The organism is Botrimarina hoheduenensis (assembly GCF_007859815.1).
GTDB classification, from domain to species: domain Bacteria; phylum Planctomycetota; class Planctomycetia; order Pirellulales; family Lacipirellulaceae; genus Botrimarina; species Botrimarina hoheduenensis.
Genome location: NZ_SJPH01000002.1, coordinates 587,901 through 602,812, shown reverse-complemented (window position 1 = coordinate 602,812; position 14,912 = coordinate 587,901). Strand labels below are relative to the sequence as shown.

The following is a 14,912-nucleotide window of genomic DNA, read 5'->3' as shown; positions in this document are numbered from 1 at the left end:
TTACTCGGTTACCGAGCCACTCCATGCCAGCGCTGACTCATGCGTCCGGTTGCACGATCCTTGCCTCTGCCTTTGTGCTTACGAGCATGGTGCTATCGTCGGCTCAAGCGGCCGATCCCAATCCACTACAGCTGCTGACCGAGTCCGCCACGACCATCGGCGCGGCACCCGCCGCCCAGGCACGGGTTACCGCCCAGGTACGGATCGTCATGGGAGACGAGGTCGCCGATGAAAACACGGCGCTCACCTACCGGCGAGCCACGGTCAAAGGAAAACAAGCCTTCGCTCTGACCCCTGAAGAAGGCGTCGAGGCCCCCGATGTGCGGGGAGTCGGATCGGTTTACACGGTCCATATCGCTTCGCTCGGCAAGTACACGATTGCCGAGTCGGAGTCGCCGCTTGCCGATTACAGCGCTTCGCCAATCGCTGCGGGACTTGCCAACGGCTTAGGCGGATTGGCCGTAGATCTGCTCGACCCCGTCGCAACCCAGCGGCTCGCCGAGAAGATCTCCGAATCAGAGTATCTGGGCGTCGAAGAGACCGATGCGGGCACCTTGCATCACTGCCGGTACGTGATCGAAGACAACTTGGCGATCCATGTCTGGTTCGCAACCACGGGGCCCGCCGTTGTGCGCTTGATGTCGCCCGACTTGACCGAGATGGCCGCCACGAGCCCGCTCGCCGAACAGTACGACAACTTTGAGTACACCATCGATTTCCGCTACGACGAATGGGACCTCGAAACAGCGGCGGACGCTGAAGCCTTCACCCTCACCGAACCGGCAGGGGCGGAGTTGGTCGAGTCGTTCATGCGCCGGCGCGAACAGGGCCCGCACCCGCTGCTCGGCGAAGACGCGCCACGATTCGTGCTGCAAGACCTTAAGGGCGAATCGATCGATCTCGAATCGCTTGTCGGCAACAAGGTAGTGCTGCTCGACTTTTGGGCCACCTGGTGCCCCCCCTGTGTCGCGGCTTTGCCGAAGATCGATCGGGTCGCAGACGCCTACAAAGAGAAGGGGCTCGCCTTCTACGCGGTCAATCAGGACGAAACCGCCGAGGAGGTCACCAAGTTTCTCGAAGCCCGCGAGCTGACTCCCCCCGTGCTGCTCGACAAGGGCGGTGTTACGGCTCGTTCGTTCCGAGTGAGAGGCCTGCCTACCTCGGTCCTCATCGGTAAGGACGGACGTGTGCAAGTCGTGCACGTGGGACTCGGTGCCAACCTTGAGCAACAACTCTCCGCCGAGATCGAATCGCTCATCGCCGGCGAAGATCTTGCGGCCGACGCAATCGCTCAGCGCGAAGCCCAAAAGGCACGCACGGCGGCCCGGCTTGCTAAGCTCCGCTCGTTGCTCGACCGTTCTTAGCTGCCCTGGACTGCTTGGGGATTCCGCCTGATCAGCCGGGCTGCTCTGTCTAACTGCTTAGCCCGCTTTACGCATCGGCAGGGGCTCGATGGAACCTGTGGGTTCGTCGGCGAGTACGCGAATCGTTGCTCCTGGCGGGGTGCGCCGTTCGCGGACAAAACCGCGTCCGCCGCCGCTGAGGAACTCCGCCAACTCATCGGCGAGTCCCTCGTCAAAGCGGCCCGTCAACGCTTCAAGCCGCTGCACGAGCGACAATCCGCTTCGGTAGATGATTTGGTAGGCCTGCTTGAGCTCGGCCATCGCGTTGCGATCGAAGCCCGCCCGCCGGAGACCCACCCGATTCAGGCCCACCACGTGGCCCGATCCGCCATCTACCGTGACAAACGGCAAGACGTCTTGGACGACGCGTGCCATGCCGCCGACCATGGCGAGCCGGCCGATACGACAGAACTGATGCACCGCGGCTCCTCCGCCAACGTACGCACGATCGCCGACCGTGACGTGTCCGGCGAGCATCACATTGTTGGTCAGCACAACGCGATCACCGATCGTAACGTCGTGGGCTACATGCGCTCCCACCATCAGCAGGCAATCATTGCCGATGCGGGTCGCCTGATCGGCGTGCATCGCCCGATGAACGGTCACGTTTTCGCGGAGCACGTTCCGTTCACCGATGACGACACCACCGGCGTTTTCGGGCGGCGTGAGGTGTTGAGCGAGACCACCAACCACGGCCCCCTCGCCAACAAAGCTGTCACACCCGATCGCCACGCCCGTCTTGATGGTTGACCGGGCGGCAAGACAGACCCCGTCGCCGAGCCGCACACCGGCTTCCACCGTGCAGAAAGGGCCAATCTGGACGTTCTTGCCGAGCTGGGCACCGGCGCTGATGACGGCCGTTGGATGAATAGTCACAGCTAGCACACCTGCGAGTTTGACGGGGGCGGGCGAGCTACCGCGGTGGTGGCGCCGCCAACGGGTGATATCGGTCGTGTCGATCGTGCGGGCTTAGCAGGACAAAGCGGATTGCGCAGAGTGACCGGGTGACCCCTGTTTTCGCTAGGCGAGCCCTCTAAACTCAGCTGCTTGCCTGACTGTTCTCCCTATCTGCTATCGCCAAACCATTGATCTGCGCTATGCCCGAACTGAGCAAACTTTACGATGAAGCCGATCGCCTCAAGAGCAACGGCGACCTTGACGGAGCCGCCGTGAAGCTCGAAGAGGCCCTGGCAATCGACGAAGCCTACGCCCTTGCCCACGCGGCGTTGGCCGTCGTCCAGCAGAAGCGGGGACTCCACGACGAAGCGATCCAACACGCCGAACGGGTCTGCCAGCTCGAACCCCGCGACGCGTTCAGCTACACCGCGCTAAGCGTCACCTATCAACGAGCCTATGCCGGCACGGGCGACACCAAGTACATCGCGATGGCAGAAGACGCCATGGATAAGAGCCGTCGGGTCGAGCAAGGGCTCTAAAGAACGGCTTTAGCAAGCGGCACTGCTGCCCCGCAGCCGCCGGCTCAATCGCGACAGCGTTCCCAGGCGTCCAGCAGGGCGGCAGCGGCCCGTTCGACTTCGTCGGCTGTTGTCTGCCAACCAAGTGACAAACGGATCGCTCCCGAGGCGACCCGCGGGTCGGCGTTAATCGCCTGGAGCGTGGGTGATAGCACCACCGTCTCGGGACCGCCGGTCGCGCACGGGGTCGCCGCGATCTCGGGAGTGGCCGACAGCAAGTCGCTGGCCGTCACGCCCGGCAAGGCGATACACAGTGTGTTGACCAAGCGCGGCCCTTCGATCTGCCCATAGACTTGCCCCCCTCCCGCGCCGCTGAGGAGCAGCTTGGCGAGCCGATCACGCAGCGCGGCCAATTGCTGACGGCTGTGCTGTGCCGCGTCGGCCGCCACCGGGGCAGCGGCCCCAAAGCCGACGATGCCCGCGATGTTGGGCATCCCCGCGGGCTCATCGGCCGCCTCAAAGCCCGCGAGCAGGCAAGGCTCAACCGGTGCCCCCCGCCGCGCATAGAGCACGCCGACCCCTTTCGGACCGTACGCTTTATGGGCTGACACGCTGAGCAGATCGACGCCCAGCGAACGCACATCGATCGGTAACTTGCCGAAGGCCTGGGTTGCGTCGGTGTGGACAAGAACGCCCTCGTCGTGACAGAGCTCGGCAATGGCGGCCAGCGGTTGCACCGTGCCAATCTCTTCGTTGGCAAGTCCGATGCTCACCAGCCGCGTTTCAGGACGCAGCGCCGCCATGACATCAGACGGATCGACTCTGCCCTCGGCATCAACCCGGACTACGGTCAAACCCGCGCCAAGCGTTTGCAGAAATCTGGCGGTGCCCAGCACGGCCGCATGATCGATCGCTGAGACCACCAGATGAGGCGTCGATCCGGCGCGCAAAGCCGGTTCGATTGTCTCGCGCAGGGCGCGTGAGCAGCTCTCCGTGCCGCTCGAAGTCCAGGCGACTTCGTCCGCGAACGCGCCGAGCGCCGTCGCGACACGCGTACGGGCGTCGTCGATCGCTTCGGCAACGATCCGGCCCGGGGCGTGTTCGGCCCGTGGATCGGCATAGCGGTCGGCCAAGTAAGGCAGCATTGCCTCCTGCGCCGCTGGTGCCAGGGGTGTCGTCGCGTTGTAGTCCAGATAGATCCAGCGCACGCCGTCAGCTCATCGTCAAACCACAAAAAAGACGACCGCCGGTGAGTTCCGGCGGTCGCCTAAAGTGTAGGTCGCGGTAAAGGGCGGTAAGGGGCAGCAAGGCACCGCGGACCGCATCCCTACGGCCCGTAGGATCGATGCAATCGGATCCTATTCGCTCACGAGAGCGTGCCCGAGCAATCAGCCGTTGGACTTGGCGATGACGCGCTTCTGGACGTCGGTCTCAAGCACGCCGAAAGCCTGCTCGTGCCGCTGAACGGACATGTGCAACGCCTGCAGCATGCGCTTGGCCGTGAAGTAGTTAGTAACGATCCGTTGACGCACCTGGACGGGCTCGGTCGGAACGCCATAGGGCTGCGAATTCAGGCCGAAATCGAGGATCAGTTCCTCGGGAGTTCCGGTTACGCGGCAGAAATTGGCGTAGGTGCAGAAGGCATCTTTGTCTTCTACTTCGACACGCGTCCGCTGCTGTTCGGCGGCTTCCGGAGCAGCGGGAGCGGGTGGAGCCGTTTTCTTCTCAGTCGCGTCGGCCACGGTCAGTTCCTCGGTCGTTGCAGTGGGGTAGGTAAAGGGGCATATCTCACCCGGTCGCAGCCCCGGGCCACGACACCTCCGTAAGATACTGTTTAAGCGCAAATCTGCCTATCGCTCGGTACGGCGGCTTAGCGGCGACGCGTTGGAAAACGCGCGGCCGAGGGGGGCGGACCCGACGGCTTGCTGGAAGGAGTCAGAGACAGCACGGTGCTGATCGCGGTCGAGCGTGGCGTGGGATACTCGGCAAGCTTACGAAGATCGAAACCTTTGGCGTAACCGCGGTGCCGTGCTTCGCCCCGCTCCTCGACCCAACCCGGGCCCTTAATGAGCACCAGCCGCTCATAGCGCGCCGCGTGCGGTCGTAACCAAAACATGAACTTCCACAGCGGCGCAACCGCGCGGGCAATCAGCGTATCGAAACGCTCGGTTTCGAGCACCGTCTCCAGCCGCGCGGCATAGACGGGGATCTTTAAACCCGACTCCGCGAGGATCGCTTGAAGTGCGTTCGCCTTCTTCGTGACCGACTCGCACAAGATGATTTTTAGATCGCTGCGGAGGATCGCCAGCGGCACACCCGGCACGCCACCACCAGCCCCCACATCCAGCACGCGCTGCCCTGCGGGGATCTGTTCGGATAGGGCCAGCGTATCGACCAGATCGCGGGTGACAAACTTCTCGAGAGTCGTATGCCGGGTCAGATTGAGTTTTTCATTCCAAGCCCACAGCGCGGCCCGGTAAGCATCAAGCCGCTCGATCGCCGCGGTGTCGATCTGGAGCCCGACCGCCGCGATCGCCTCGGCGAGGGTGCCCGCATTGATCGCGTCAGATTCGAGCGTCTCGGATTCGAGCGTGTCGGCTGCTTGCGGGGATTCACCACCGGATTCACCACCGGACTCCGCGCGAGGCCGCTCGTCGGAGGGCTGCGACGACGTGGAATCGGAGATCGACAAAATAAAAGCCTCTTAGCCAAACCAACGGTAATAAGTCGTGCCTCTCGGGGTCCGCTTCGACGATCCCCACAAAGATGAGTATGCTACGCGGCAGACGCGGCGTATACCGTACGCCCCTTCGGTTCCGATACCCCGCCAACAGCCTCCGCATGAGCACCGACCCTTCCTTCGCGGCCGCGATGGCGGTTGACGACTACCTCACCGACACGCTCCAAGCGGAAGACGGTGTCTTGGCCGCAGCCCGTCACGGCAGCGCCGCAGCGGGTCTGCCTGACATCAGCGTTTCGGCCTGCCAGGCGCAGATGCTCGGTGTGCTGGCCCGCGCGGTCGGGGCCAAGCGGATTCTGGAGATCGGTGTACTTGGCGGGTACAGCACCATCGGGTTGGCCCGTGCGGTGGGAGAGGGGGGCCAGGTTGTCACGCTCGAAGTCGATCCGCATCACGCGGAGGTCGCCCGCAAAAACCTGCGCCACGCCGGCCTCGATGAGCTGGTGACCATCTTGCTGGGTCCGGCGCTCGAAACGCTGCCCGCGGTCGCCGAAACAGAAACTCCGCCGTTCGATTTCGTGTTTATCGATGCCGACAAACCGAACATCCCCGCCTACTTTGAATGGGCCCTGCGGCTGACCCGACCGGGATCATTGATCGTGGTCGATAACGTCGTTCGTCGGGGAGAGCTCGCGAACCCCGCTTCGGATGACCCGGCGGTTCTCGCTTGTCGAGAGCTTGCCGAGCGTCTGGCCCATGAGCCGCGTATCGCGGCGACAATTGTGCAAACCGTGGGGGCCAAAGGGCACGACGGCTTTGTGCTTGCGACGGTTCTGAACACCTCCTCGTCAGCAAATCGGTGAGGGCGTGCCGTTGATTCCGCCTGCGCCTTACGGCTTGCTCATTCTGCACAAGCCGGCCGGGCTCACCTCACGCGATGCCGTGAACCGTGTGCAACGGGTTCTGAAGCAGATCGCGCGTGAGACGGGAGCAAAAGCTGCCAAGGTCGGCCACGCCGGCACGCTCGACCCAATCGCCACCGGCGTGCTGGTGGTCTGTGTCGGAACCGCCACGCGGCTGATCGAGCACGTGCAGCGGCAGCCGAAGCGTTATCGCGGCACCTTTTTGCTGGGCCGACGAAGCGCTAGCGATGATATCGAGCTCACCCCCGAGCTGCTGCCCAACGCTCCGCAACCAACCCACGCACAGATCGAGGCAGCCCTGCCCCCGTTCTTGGGTTCGATCCAGCAGACGCCTCCCACGTACTCGGCGATCAAGGTGGGGGGCAAAAAATCCTACGACCTCGCGCGGGCCGGCAAGGCACCCGACCTAGCACCGCGGACCGTAACGATTCACGAGCTGAGCGTTGTTCGCTACGAGTACCCGGAGTTGGTGCTTGATCTCCGGTGCGGATCGGGCACCTACGTCCGCGCGCTGGGACGCGATCTGGCCGCGCGCCTCGGCACCGCAGCGGTGATGTCGGCGCTGGTGCGCACCGCGATCGGTCCGTTCACGATCGAAAACTCGATCGATCCCGAAGGGCTCGACGCCGAGCGGTTTGCGCAGTCCTTGCTGCCGGCCGCGCTGGCGGTCGCCGATCTACCGCGCATCGACGTGGAGGAAGAAGAGGCCGCTGAACTGCGGCACGGTCGATTCCTCGAGCGTGGTGACCGACCACAAGCGGAAGAGATCGCCGCCTTCGACGCGCAGGGGCGACTCCTTGCGCTCGTGACAACGCGCGGCACGAATCAGTACCAGCCGATCAGAAACTTTTCGTGAGCAAAGCTCCGCTCCGCGTTGGCACACGCGGGGCGGGGCCGGTTAGAATGAGAGCCGGCTAACCCTCCCCTAGCAGCTCCGCAACGAACATTGCCCCCGCTCCCTGAAGCGGAAGCGGGAGACGGTTGTTGCTCGCCACGCCAACTCATAACCGATATCGCATGATGCCGTTGTGCTCTCCAAATCCTCGTGCGTGCCGCCTGCGCTGGAAGGCGTCTTTCGCACTGCTTGTTAGCGGGCTGCTGCTGACGCAGCTCGGTAGCGCGGGCGCACAGCTTCCGACCGCGACCGGTCGGCAACTCGCACTGCAGCAGTCGGCGTGGCGATTGTTCATCCCCACGGGGGTCACCCCGCGTGCCGATGGCACGGTCGATCTGCTCGTTCACTTCCACGGCGAATCACAAACCGTTTGGAACAACGCCGCTTACGCCAAGCTCAACGCGGCAATTGTCACCGTCAACTACAACGGGCTGTCGAGCGCGTACAGCACGCCGTTCGCGCAGGCGTCGCTGTTCCAGACGCTGCTCAACAGCGCGGCCTCAACCCTGGCGGCTCAGCCCGACTTTGGCGTGGGGACGAGTTGGGGGCAGCTTGCTGTCTCTTCGTTCAGCGCCGGTTACGGCGCCGTGCGGCAGATCCTGGCGAGCCCCACCTACCGCAATCAGATCGATAGCCTGCTGGCGGCCGATTCGCTGTACGCCACGACCGCGTCGGATGGCACGGCGCTCGACTCGCAGATGGCGGGCTACAAGGCCTTCGCCGACCTCGCCGCCACGGGGCAGAAGCGGTTCGTCTTCTCGCACTCGCAAGTGCCGACCTACACCTACGAGAGCACCGCCGAAACGGGGGACGAGCTGCTCGCACACCTGGGCCTCGCCACGGCTCCGACCAGCCAAACGGGGCTGGGCGATCTGCGCTTCTATCGGACCACCAGTCGGCAGGGCTTTTCGCTGTGGGGGGCGCTGGGCACCAGTGGCGACAGCCACTTGAGCCACCTCCGCTACATGGGCGAGTGGCTCGATGAACTGGGCCTCAGCACGCTCCGCAAACCGGGCGACTTCAACGATGATGGCTGGGTGGACGTGGCCGACTACACCGTCTGGCGTGACGGTCTTGGTGCCGCGTACCCGCTCCAGGGCTACACCGAGTGGTCTGAGAACTACGACGGAGGCCCCCGTCGCTGGACAGCGGTGCCCGAGCCGTCGGCAGTGGGGCTGACGGCGCTGCTGTGTTTGATGGCAACGAGCCTCTGCCATCTTGCGAATCGAAGTCCGCGGTAAGCTCGGCCGGTGCTAGTAAGCCACCTCGACCGCCACTCCCGACTCGGTCGGAGTCGCGTAGGGGATCAGCCGCATCTGGTCAAAGCCCGTCTCGGTTGCATCAACCGCGTCGGCGGCCAGATAGGCGATGAACCAGCCAAGCATCACCTGCGAAGGATAGTGGGCCCCGTCGTTGATCCGCGAGAGCGGGGCGATCGCCGATCCGGCGTAGAACAGGGCCTTGGTGCGGGGCCGCTCGCTCATCTTTGCGGCCGCTAGGAACGGCAACGAGCCCATGAAGCTGTGACCGCTCACACCGTTGTTGTCGTCAAAAGGGGTCCACCCCGAATCGTTCACCGTCTCGCCGGGTCGGCTGCCGCCGAGCACCGCCTGCAAGGCGACGGTCATAGGTGCGCCGACAAGAAAGCTGCGGGTCGTCCGCTGGCCCCAGTCGCCCAGAACGCCAGCGGTCTCGGATTCGGGCAGCAACTCGCCGAGCACCCAGCAGCCGCCGTACACCGGTAACGTATAAAGGCCGTTGCCCAGTTCTTTGCCGGCATGGAGCGACTCAAACCAATCGTCTGCCGTCGCGCCGCGCACGCTGGCCTGAAAGTGCCGATCGATATCGCGATCGAGCTGGCTATTGGCGGAAAAGCCCGCCACCGCGACGGCCCCCCCCAGCACCAAAAGCGAGTCGACCTTATAGAACTCCCGCTGGTCGTTGACCAACCTCACCAGCAACCCCGGTTGAGCGGCGCGCGGGCCATCGCTTTCGAAAGTGACCTCTTCGGAAAGGGGCTCCTGATCGAAGCGGAGAGCGGTGTGCTCGGCAAGCGTTGGGGGTCCAAACAGCGGAGGTTTCGTCGCCGCTTGCGGAGCGTTCTCAGAGCGGCCAAGCGCTTGGGCCTGTTCGGAAGCCCGATCAACTTGGCTGTTGGTGGGCGGGGCCGTGTTTTCGGTCCGACGAGAGGTTCGCAGGGGAAGGGCACATCCGGAAGCCCCAGCCAACAGGACGATCAGCCCAGCCACCCTGATCCGAATGAATGTGGGCATCGACGGCAATGGTTCCAAGAAAGCCGCCGTCAGCAGAGTACACGGCCACGGCAGTGATCGAGGGCCGATTTGCGTCGAACGATTATCGTTTGAATTCGCGATCGGTATCGCCCCGATGGGTTCCGGGTATTAACAGGTCGTACGCACCGGGGTTAGGCCGAAAGGGTGCTACCGGCTGAAGGGTCGCAACGATTGGCCGGGCGTTCCGCTTCGCAGGGGTGCTAGCGGCGCCGGCGGCGGGACTCTCGGTGCGACCGCTCAGCAGCCGATGCTGCGCGATGGCGGTCGGTGTGCGCGTCGAATTGACATGCCTTCTCCGGCCGTTTGTTGCGTCCCCGGCCTCCAGCCCGCCTCGGCCCGCCCCCTTGCCCGATCGAAGCCCCAAGATCGATGTCGCCGCCCTCCTGCTGGGTGTCGTCACGCTGCTGGCCGGCGTCTCGCTGGCCAGCTATGACCGCTTCGACCCGCCAAGTCGGCTCGCCTGGCCCCCTGTAGAAGGGGTACGTAACGCTTGCGGGGCCGTCGGGGCCCAGACGGCCCATACGCTGCTGCAAACCCTCGGTGTGGGGGCTTACTACGCCCTCGCCTCGGCCGGCGGCCTTACGTGGCTGCTGCTGAAGCGTCGAGAGATCGATCAGCCGATCCTGCGCGTGGCCGGGTGGGGGCTGTCGCTGGTGGGGTTCTCGACCCTGGCGACGCTGCTGCTGCCGAGCTGGACCCCCGGCCCCCTGGTGGGTGCCGGGGGAGAGATCGGTGCCCTCGGGCGCACCTGGCTGGAGGCCAACTTCGCCTCGGCCGGAGCCGTGCTGGTGGGGGTGGCAGCCGTGCTGGCAGGGCTCTTGCTCTCGACCGACTACTTCCTGTTCCGCGCGGCGGCCAAGACGGCGGCGGTGTCAGCCACCACGGTGGTTGCCGCCGGCCGGGTCGGCCAAGCGGCGGTGACACGGCTCGCGCGGGTCCATCGCCGGACCGATCTGGACCTTGTCGAAGCGACCGGCCTCGCCGATGGCAAAACGAAAGAAGGTGCGGTACTCGACAGCGAAAAAGAGGACGCAGAAGAGAACGACGAGGCAGAGGATGACGCCGATCAATGGGAGTACGAAGACGCCGACGAAGAGGACGAAGCCTCGGATGACGAGGAGTGGGAGTACGAAGACGAGGAGGAGGAAGAGCTCGTTGAAGCCGACGAGGCGGCTCCGACCGGTGCAATAGCCGGCGCTGCGGCGGCGGTGGGCGGCATTGGCAAACGGTTGGCGACCGCGCTGCGTGTGAAGACGCCCGACACGCCAACGACAAATAACCCGCCTCCCACCGACGCCCCGCAGTCGGAGGCCGAAGATGGCATCGGTGTTCGTAAACCGAAAGCCAAGAGCGAGCGTGAGCAGATCATCGAGTCGCTCGAAGCGGCCGATCATGACGCCGACTTCGACAGCGACTACGAGCTGCCGCCGATCGATCTACTGCTGGCCGCCGAGGAAATCTCTTACGACCAGCACGAGAAAGAGGTTCGTCGGAAGGCAAAGATCCTCGAGCAAACGTTCGCCAACTTCGGCTTCAACGTGAAGGTCGTCGAGGTCGAGACGGGCCCCGTGATCGCGCAGTACGAGGTGGAGCTCGAGCCCGGGCTGCGGCTCTCGAAGATCACCGGCCTGGCGGACGATCTGGCCATCGCGCTGCGCGCGCCGAGCGTACGGATCGTGGCACCGATCCCCGGCAAGAACACGGTCGGCATCGAGGCCCCCAACGACACGCGACAGGTGGTCCGACTGCGCGAGGTGATCGAAGAAACCGACGGGCAGGCCCGCCGGATGAAGATCCCTATCTACTTGGGCAAAGACGTCGCCGGCAATCCGATGGTGGTCGACCTGGCCGCCCTGCCCCACCTGCTCATCGCGGGCCGCACGGGCACGGGCAAGAGCGTGTGCCTCAACTCGATCATCGTTTCGATCCTCATGAGCCGTGGGCCCGATGAGGTCCGCATGCTGATGATCGACCCCAAGATGGTCGAGCTGTCGGGCTACCGGAAGCTGCCGCACCTGATGCACCCGGTGGTGACCGACATGAAGAAGGCCGAGGCGATTCTTGCCTGGGCCGTGGACAAAATGGAGGAACGCTACACGCTGCTCGCCCGCGCCGGTGTGCGCCACGTGAGCGTGTACAACCAGCTCTCTGAGGCCGAGTTGCGTGATCGTCTGCAATCGTCCGACGGCGAACCGATGGACGACGCCTCGTTCAGCCTGATCCCCAAGCAGCTGCCATTCATCGTGATCGTCGCCGACGAGATGGCCGACCTGATGATGACCGCCGGAAAAGATGTGGAACAGCACATCATTCGCCTAGCGCAGAAGAGTCGGGCGGTCGGTATCCACCTGATCCTCGCCACGCAGAAGCCCACCGTCGACGTCATCACGGGCCTGATCAAGTCGAACCTGCCGGCGCGGATCGCCTTCCAGGTGGCCAGCCGCACCGACAGCCGGGTGGTGCTCGACGAGATGGGTGCCGACAAGTTGCTGGGCAACGGCGACATGCTGTTCCTCTCGCCCGGCACGAGCATGCTGCTTCGCGGACAGGGAACCTATCTCTCTGACGACGAAATCAGCCGCGTTGTGGACTACGTCGGCACCGACGATCAGCAGTTTGCCGTCGAGCTGATGCAGCTGAAAACCAAAGAAGAGGAAGAGGCCGCCACGGGTCCCGGACCGCTCAAGAATCGTGACGAGCTGTACCAAGCCGCGGTCGATGTCGTCGTACGCGAGCGGCGCGGGAGCGTTTCGCTGCTGCAGCGCTGCTTGGGCATCGGCTACGGCCGTGCAGCGCGGCTGATCGACTTCATGGCCGAAGACGGCATTGTCGGCGAGTACAACGGCTCGCAAGCGCGTGAGATCCTCATCACCGTCGAGGAGTGGGAGGCAATGACCGCTGAGGGGGGCACCGCGACGGCGTCGCCCGCGGTGCCGGTGACGGTCTCCCCCGCGGCCGCTAAGCCCACGGCTCCCTGGGAAGAAGAACAGGACTCCGCCACAGAAGACGAAGCGGAAGCTTTCGACGAGGAGGACGAGCAGGACGACGCCGAGGAAGACCCCGAGGAGGATGCTGAAGAAGAAGACGAAGAGGACGACGCCGAGGAGGACGACGCCGAATCAGAAGACGACGAGACCGCCGAGGAAGAGGACGAGGAAGAATGGGAATATGAAGAAGAGGATGAGTCCGAAGAGGGTGAGGAAGGCGACGAGGAGTGGGAGTATGTATATGAAGATGAAGACGCCGAGTCCGAGGAGGACCAGGAGGAAGATCCTGAAGAAGACGAGGAGGCCGCCTGAGCTTTAGCCGCCTGTTGATATAAGCCGTCGTGGCGTTTTTCAATCTCGCCAAGCTCAGAGCAAGCTCTTCACGGCTCGCAAAACCCCGGCTTTTCGGGCCGTGGTTTTGGATTCGCTTCCTGCGGATCGCAGCCCGACGAGTAAATCTACGGGCTGTTAGGCGTCGCCCCCCTTGCCGCCTCCGACGGCCGCTGTGTGGCGGTTCGCCTCCTCAGGGCCGGGCTGCTAGAATGGCTGATTCGCCCGTTTTGGCGAAGACCGTGGTTAGCACCTCCTCGCCGGCCCCGCTCTTCGCCCCTCCGACCGAACCTCGATCCGCAGCGAGCGGTCAGGCTGACTCAGGCCCCCCGCGGGGGGCTCCCGTGCGTCACGTAACCGCCATGACGAAGATCCAGCTCTACGACACCACGCTCCGCGACGGCGCCCAGGGCGAGGGCGTGAATTTCTCGCTTGAGGACAAGGTCCTCATCGCCCGGCGACTAGACGAGATGGGCTTCGACTTCATCGAAGGGGGCTACCCGCTCTCGAACCCCAAAGACACCGAGTTCTTTCAGCGGCTGGCGAAAGAACCGCTCAAACGGAGCCGGCTGTGCGCCTTCGGCATGACTCGTCGTCGGGGAGTGAAAGCCGCCGACGATCCCGGCATGAAGGCGCTGGCTGACAGCCAAGCCCCCGTGATCACGATCGTCGGCAAAACGAGCGACTTCCATGTCGCCGAGGTCCTCCGCGTCAGCGAGCAAGAGAACCTTGATATGATCGCCGAAACGATCGCGCACTTCATCGGGCTCGATCGGCAAGTAATCTACGACGCCGAGCACTTCTTCGATGGCTGGAAGCGCAACCCCGAGTATGCCGCCCAAACCATCAAAGCAGCCGCCGACGCCGGCGCGATGCTGATCGCGATGTGCGACACCAACGGCGGTTCGCTGCCCGAAGAGGTCGCCCGGATCACCAAGGAAGCCGCCGCGGCGGTTTCGATTCCGCTGGGTATCCACACGCACAACGACGCCGAGCTGGCGAACGCCAATTCGCTGGCGAGCATCGACGCCGGTGCCGTCCAGGTGCAGGGGACTATCAACGGCCTCGGCGAGCGGTGTGGCAACGCCGACCTGATCTCGGTCGCGGCCAATCTCATGCTCAAAAAGAGCGGCTACGAGGTGCTCGACCCCAAGCAGATCGAACGGCTCACGGAGCTAAGCGGCTTTGTCTACGAAGTGGGCAACCTGCTCCGCCGCAACAACCAGCCGTTCGTCGGACCGAGCGCCTTCGCCCACAAGGGGGGCATGCACGTCCACGCCGTCAACCGTGTTGCCGAGAGCTACGAGCACATCCCGCCCGAGTCGGTCGGCAACCGTCGCCGCGTGCTGGTGAGCGAGCTTTCGGGCCGCTCGAACATCATTGCCACCACCACGAAGCTGGGCTTGGCGGAAGATCCCGCGCTGATGAACGCGGTGCTGGAAGAGGTCGTCCGCCGCGAGAATGAGGGCTATCAGTACGAGGCGGCCGAAGCTTCTTTCGCGCTGCTGGTGAAGCGCCTCGCGGATCAGTTCACGCCCCACTTCGAGCTCGTTAAGTACCACGTCGCAACCGAAAGCCGGGGCGGTGCCGCGCTGACCGAGGCGACCGTCAAGCTGCTCATCCACGGTGCCGACGGCCAGGATCAGGTCGAGCACCGCGTGGCCGAAGGAGACGGCCCCGTGAACGCGCTCGACGGCGCGCTGCGTAAGGCGCTCAGCGGACGCTTCCCCCAGCTGCGCGAGATGTCGCTCGTGGACTACAAGGTGCGTGTCATCAACAGCGAGGCGGCCACCGCGGCGAGCGTCCGCGTGGTGATCGAGTCGCGCGACGCCGATGGCGAAACCTGGGGCACGGTCGGCGTCCACGAGAACGTTATCCAAGCCAGCTGGGAAGCGCTTGTCGATTCGATCGAATACAAGCTGTGTAAAGACGCTGCCGGCAGTTAATCTGCGCGATCGGCTCTCACGCCAACTTTTCATCATCTT

At 64.2% G+C, this 14,912-nt stretch carries 12 protein-coding genes; 7 read left to right on the top strand and 5 right to left on the bottom strand.

Features of this window, described 5'->3' with window-relative positions:
- Positions 1-23: 23 nt before the first annotated feature.
- Positions 24-1,364 (top strand): TlpA family protein disulfide reductase, encoded by a 1,341-nt coding sequence (locus tag Pla111_RS06145; RefSeq protein ID WP_197524805.1) that lies wholly within the window; start codon positions 24-26, stop codon positions 1,362-1,364.
- A 57-nt stretch (positions 1,365-1,421) separates the two neighbouring features.
- On the opposite strand, the gene lpxA is transcribed toward Pla111_RS06145, so the two are convergent.
- Positions 1,422-2,279, bottom strand: coding sequence for an acyl-ACP--UDP-N-acetylglucosamine O-acyltransferase (lpxA, locus tag Pla111_RS06140; protein WP_197524804.1), 858 nt, complete (start codon positions 2,277-2,279; stop codon positions 1,422-1,424).
- Between the two features lie 221 nt (positions 2,280-2,500).
- On the opposite strand from lpxA, the gene Pla111_RS06135 reads away from it, so the two are divergent.
- Entirely contained in the window at positions 2,501-2,839 is a 339-nt protein-coding gene (locus Pla111_RS06135) for a tetratricopeptide repeat protein (protein ID WP_146572389.1), read from the top strand.
- Positions 2,840-2,883: 44 nt separating this feature from the next.
- Here Pla111_RS06135 and Pla111_RS06130 read toward each other — a convergent pair whose 3' ends face one another.
- The 3 genes from Pla111_RS06130 to rsmG form a co-directional block, all read right to left on the bottom strand.
- Entirely contained in the window at positions 2,884-4,026 is a 1,143-nt protein-coding gene (locus Pla111_RS06130) for a cysteine desulfurase family protein (RefSeq protein ID WP_146572388.1), read from the bottom strand.
- Positions 4,027-4,206: 180 nt separating this feature from the next.
- Positions 4,207-4,560, bottom strand: coding sequence for a DUF3467 domain-containing protein (locus Pla111_RS06125; protein ID WP_146572386.1), 354 nt, complete (start codon positions 4,558-4,560; stop codon positions 4,207-4,209).
- A gap of 128 nt (positions 4,561-4,688) precedes the next feature.
- On the bottom strand, positions 4,689-5,510 hold the full coding sequence (rsmG, locus tag Pla111_RS06120) for a 16S rRNA (guanine(527)-N(7))-methyltransferase RsmG (RefSeq protein ID WP_231930781.1): 822 nt from the start codon (positions 5,508-5,510) through the stop codon (positions 4,689-4,691).
- Positions 5,511-5,659: 149 nt separating this feature from the next.
- Between rsmG and Pla111_RS06115 the strand changes: the two genes are divergently transcribed.
- The 3 genes from Pla111_RS06115 (at position 5,660) to Pla111_RS06105 (ending at position 8,557) form a co-directional block, all read left to right on the top strand.
- Positions 5,660-6,361, top strand: a complete 702-nt coding sequence (locus Pla111_RS06115; protein WP_146572384.1) for an O-methyltransferase — start codon at positions 5,660-5,662, stop codon at positions 6,359-6,361.
- A 10-nt stretch (positions 6,362-6,371) separates the two neighbouring features.
- Positions 6,372-7,277, top strand: coding sequence for a tRNA pseudouridine(55) synthase TruB (gene truB, locus Pla111_RS06110; protein ID WP_146572383.1), 906 nt, complete (start codon positions 6,372-6,374; stop codon positions 7,275-7,277).
- Between the two features lie 161 nt (positions 7,278-7,438).
- Positions 7,439-8,557 carry a hypothetical protein gene (locus Pla111_RS06105; protein ID WP_146572381.1) on the top strand — a complete coding sequence of 373 codons (1,119 nt, stop codon included), beginning with the start codon at positions 7,439-7,441 and terminating at the stop codon, positions 8,555-8,557.
- A 12-nt stretch (positions 8,558-8,569) separates the two neighbouring features.
- Here the strand turns inward: Pla111_RS06105 and Pla111_RS06100 are convergent, their stop codons facing one another.
- On the bottom strand, positions 8,570-9,589 hold the full coding sequence (locus tag Pla111_RS06100; RefSeq protein WP_146572378.1) for a phosphatase PAP2 family protein: 1,020 nt from the start codon (positions 9,587-9,589) through the stop codon (positions 8,570-8,572).
- Between the two features lie 365 nt (positions 9,590-9,954).
- On the opposite strand from Pla111_RS06100, the gene Pla111_RS06095 reads away from it, so the two are divergent.
- Both Pla111_RS06095 and cimA read left to right on the top strand, forming a co-directional pair.
- Positions 9,955-12,909, top strand: coding sequence for a DNA translocase FtsK (locus Pla111_RS06095; RefSeq protein ID WP_231930779.1), 2,955 nt, complete (start codon positions 9,955-9,957; stop codon positions 12,907-12,909).
- A 380-nt stretch (positions 12,910-13,289) separates the two neighbouring features.
- A complete protein-coding gene (cimA, locus tag Pla111_RS06090; protein WP_146572374.1) occupies positions 13,290-14,873 on the top strand; it encodes a citramalate synthase in 1,584 nt (527 codons plus the stop codon).
- Positions 14,874-14,912 lie beyond the last annotated feature (39 nt).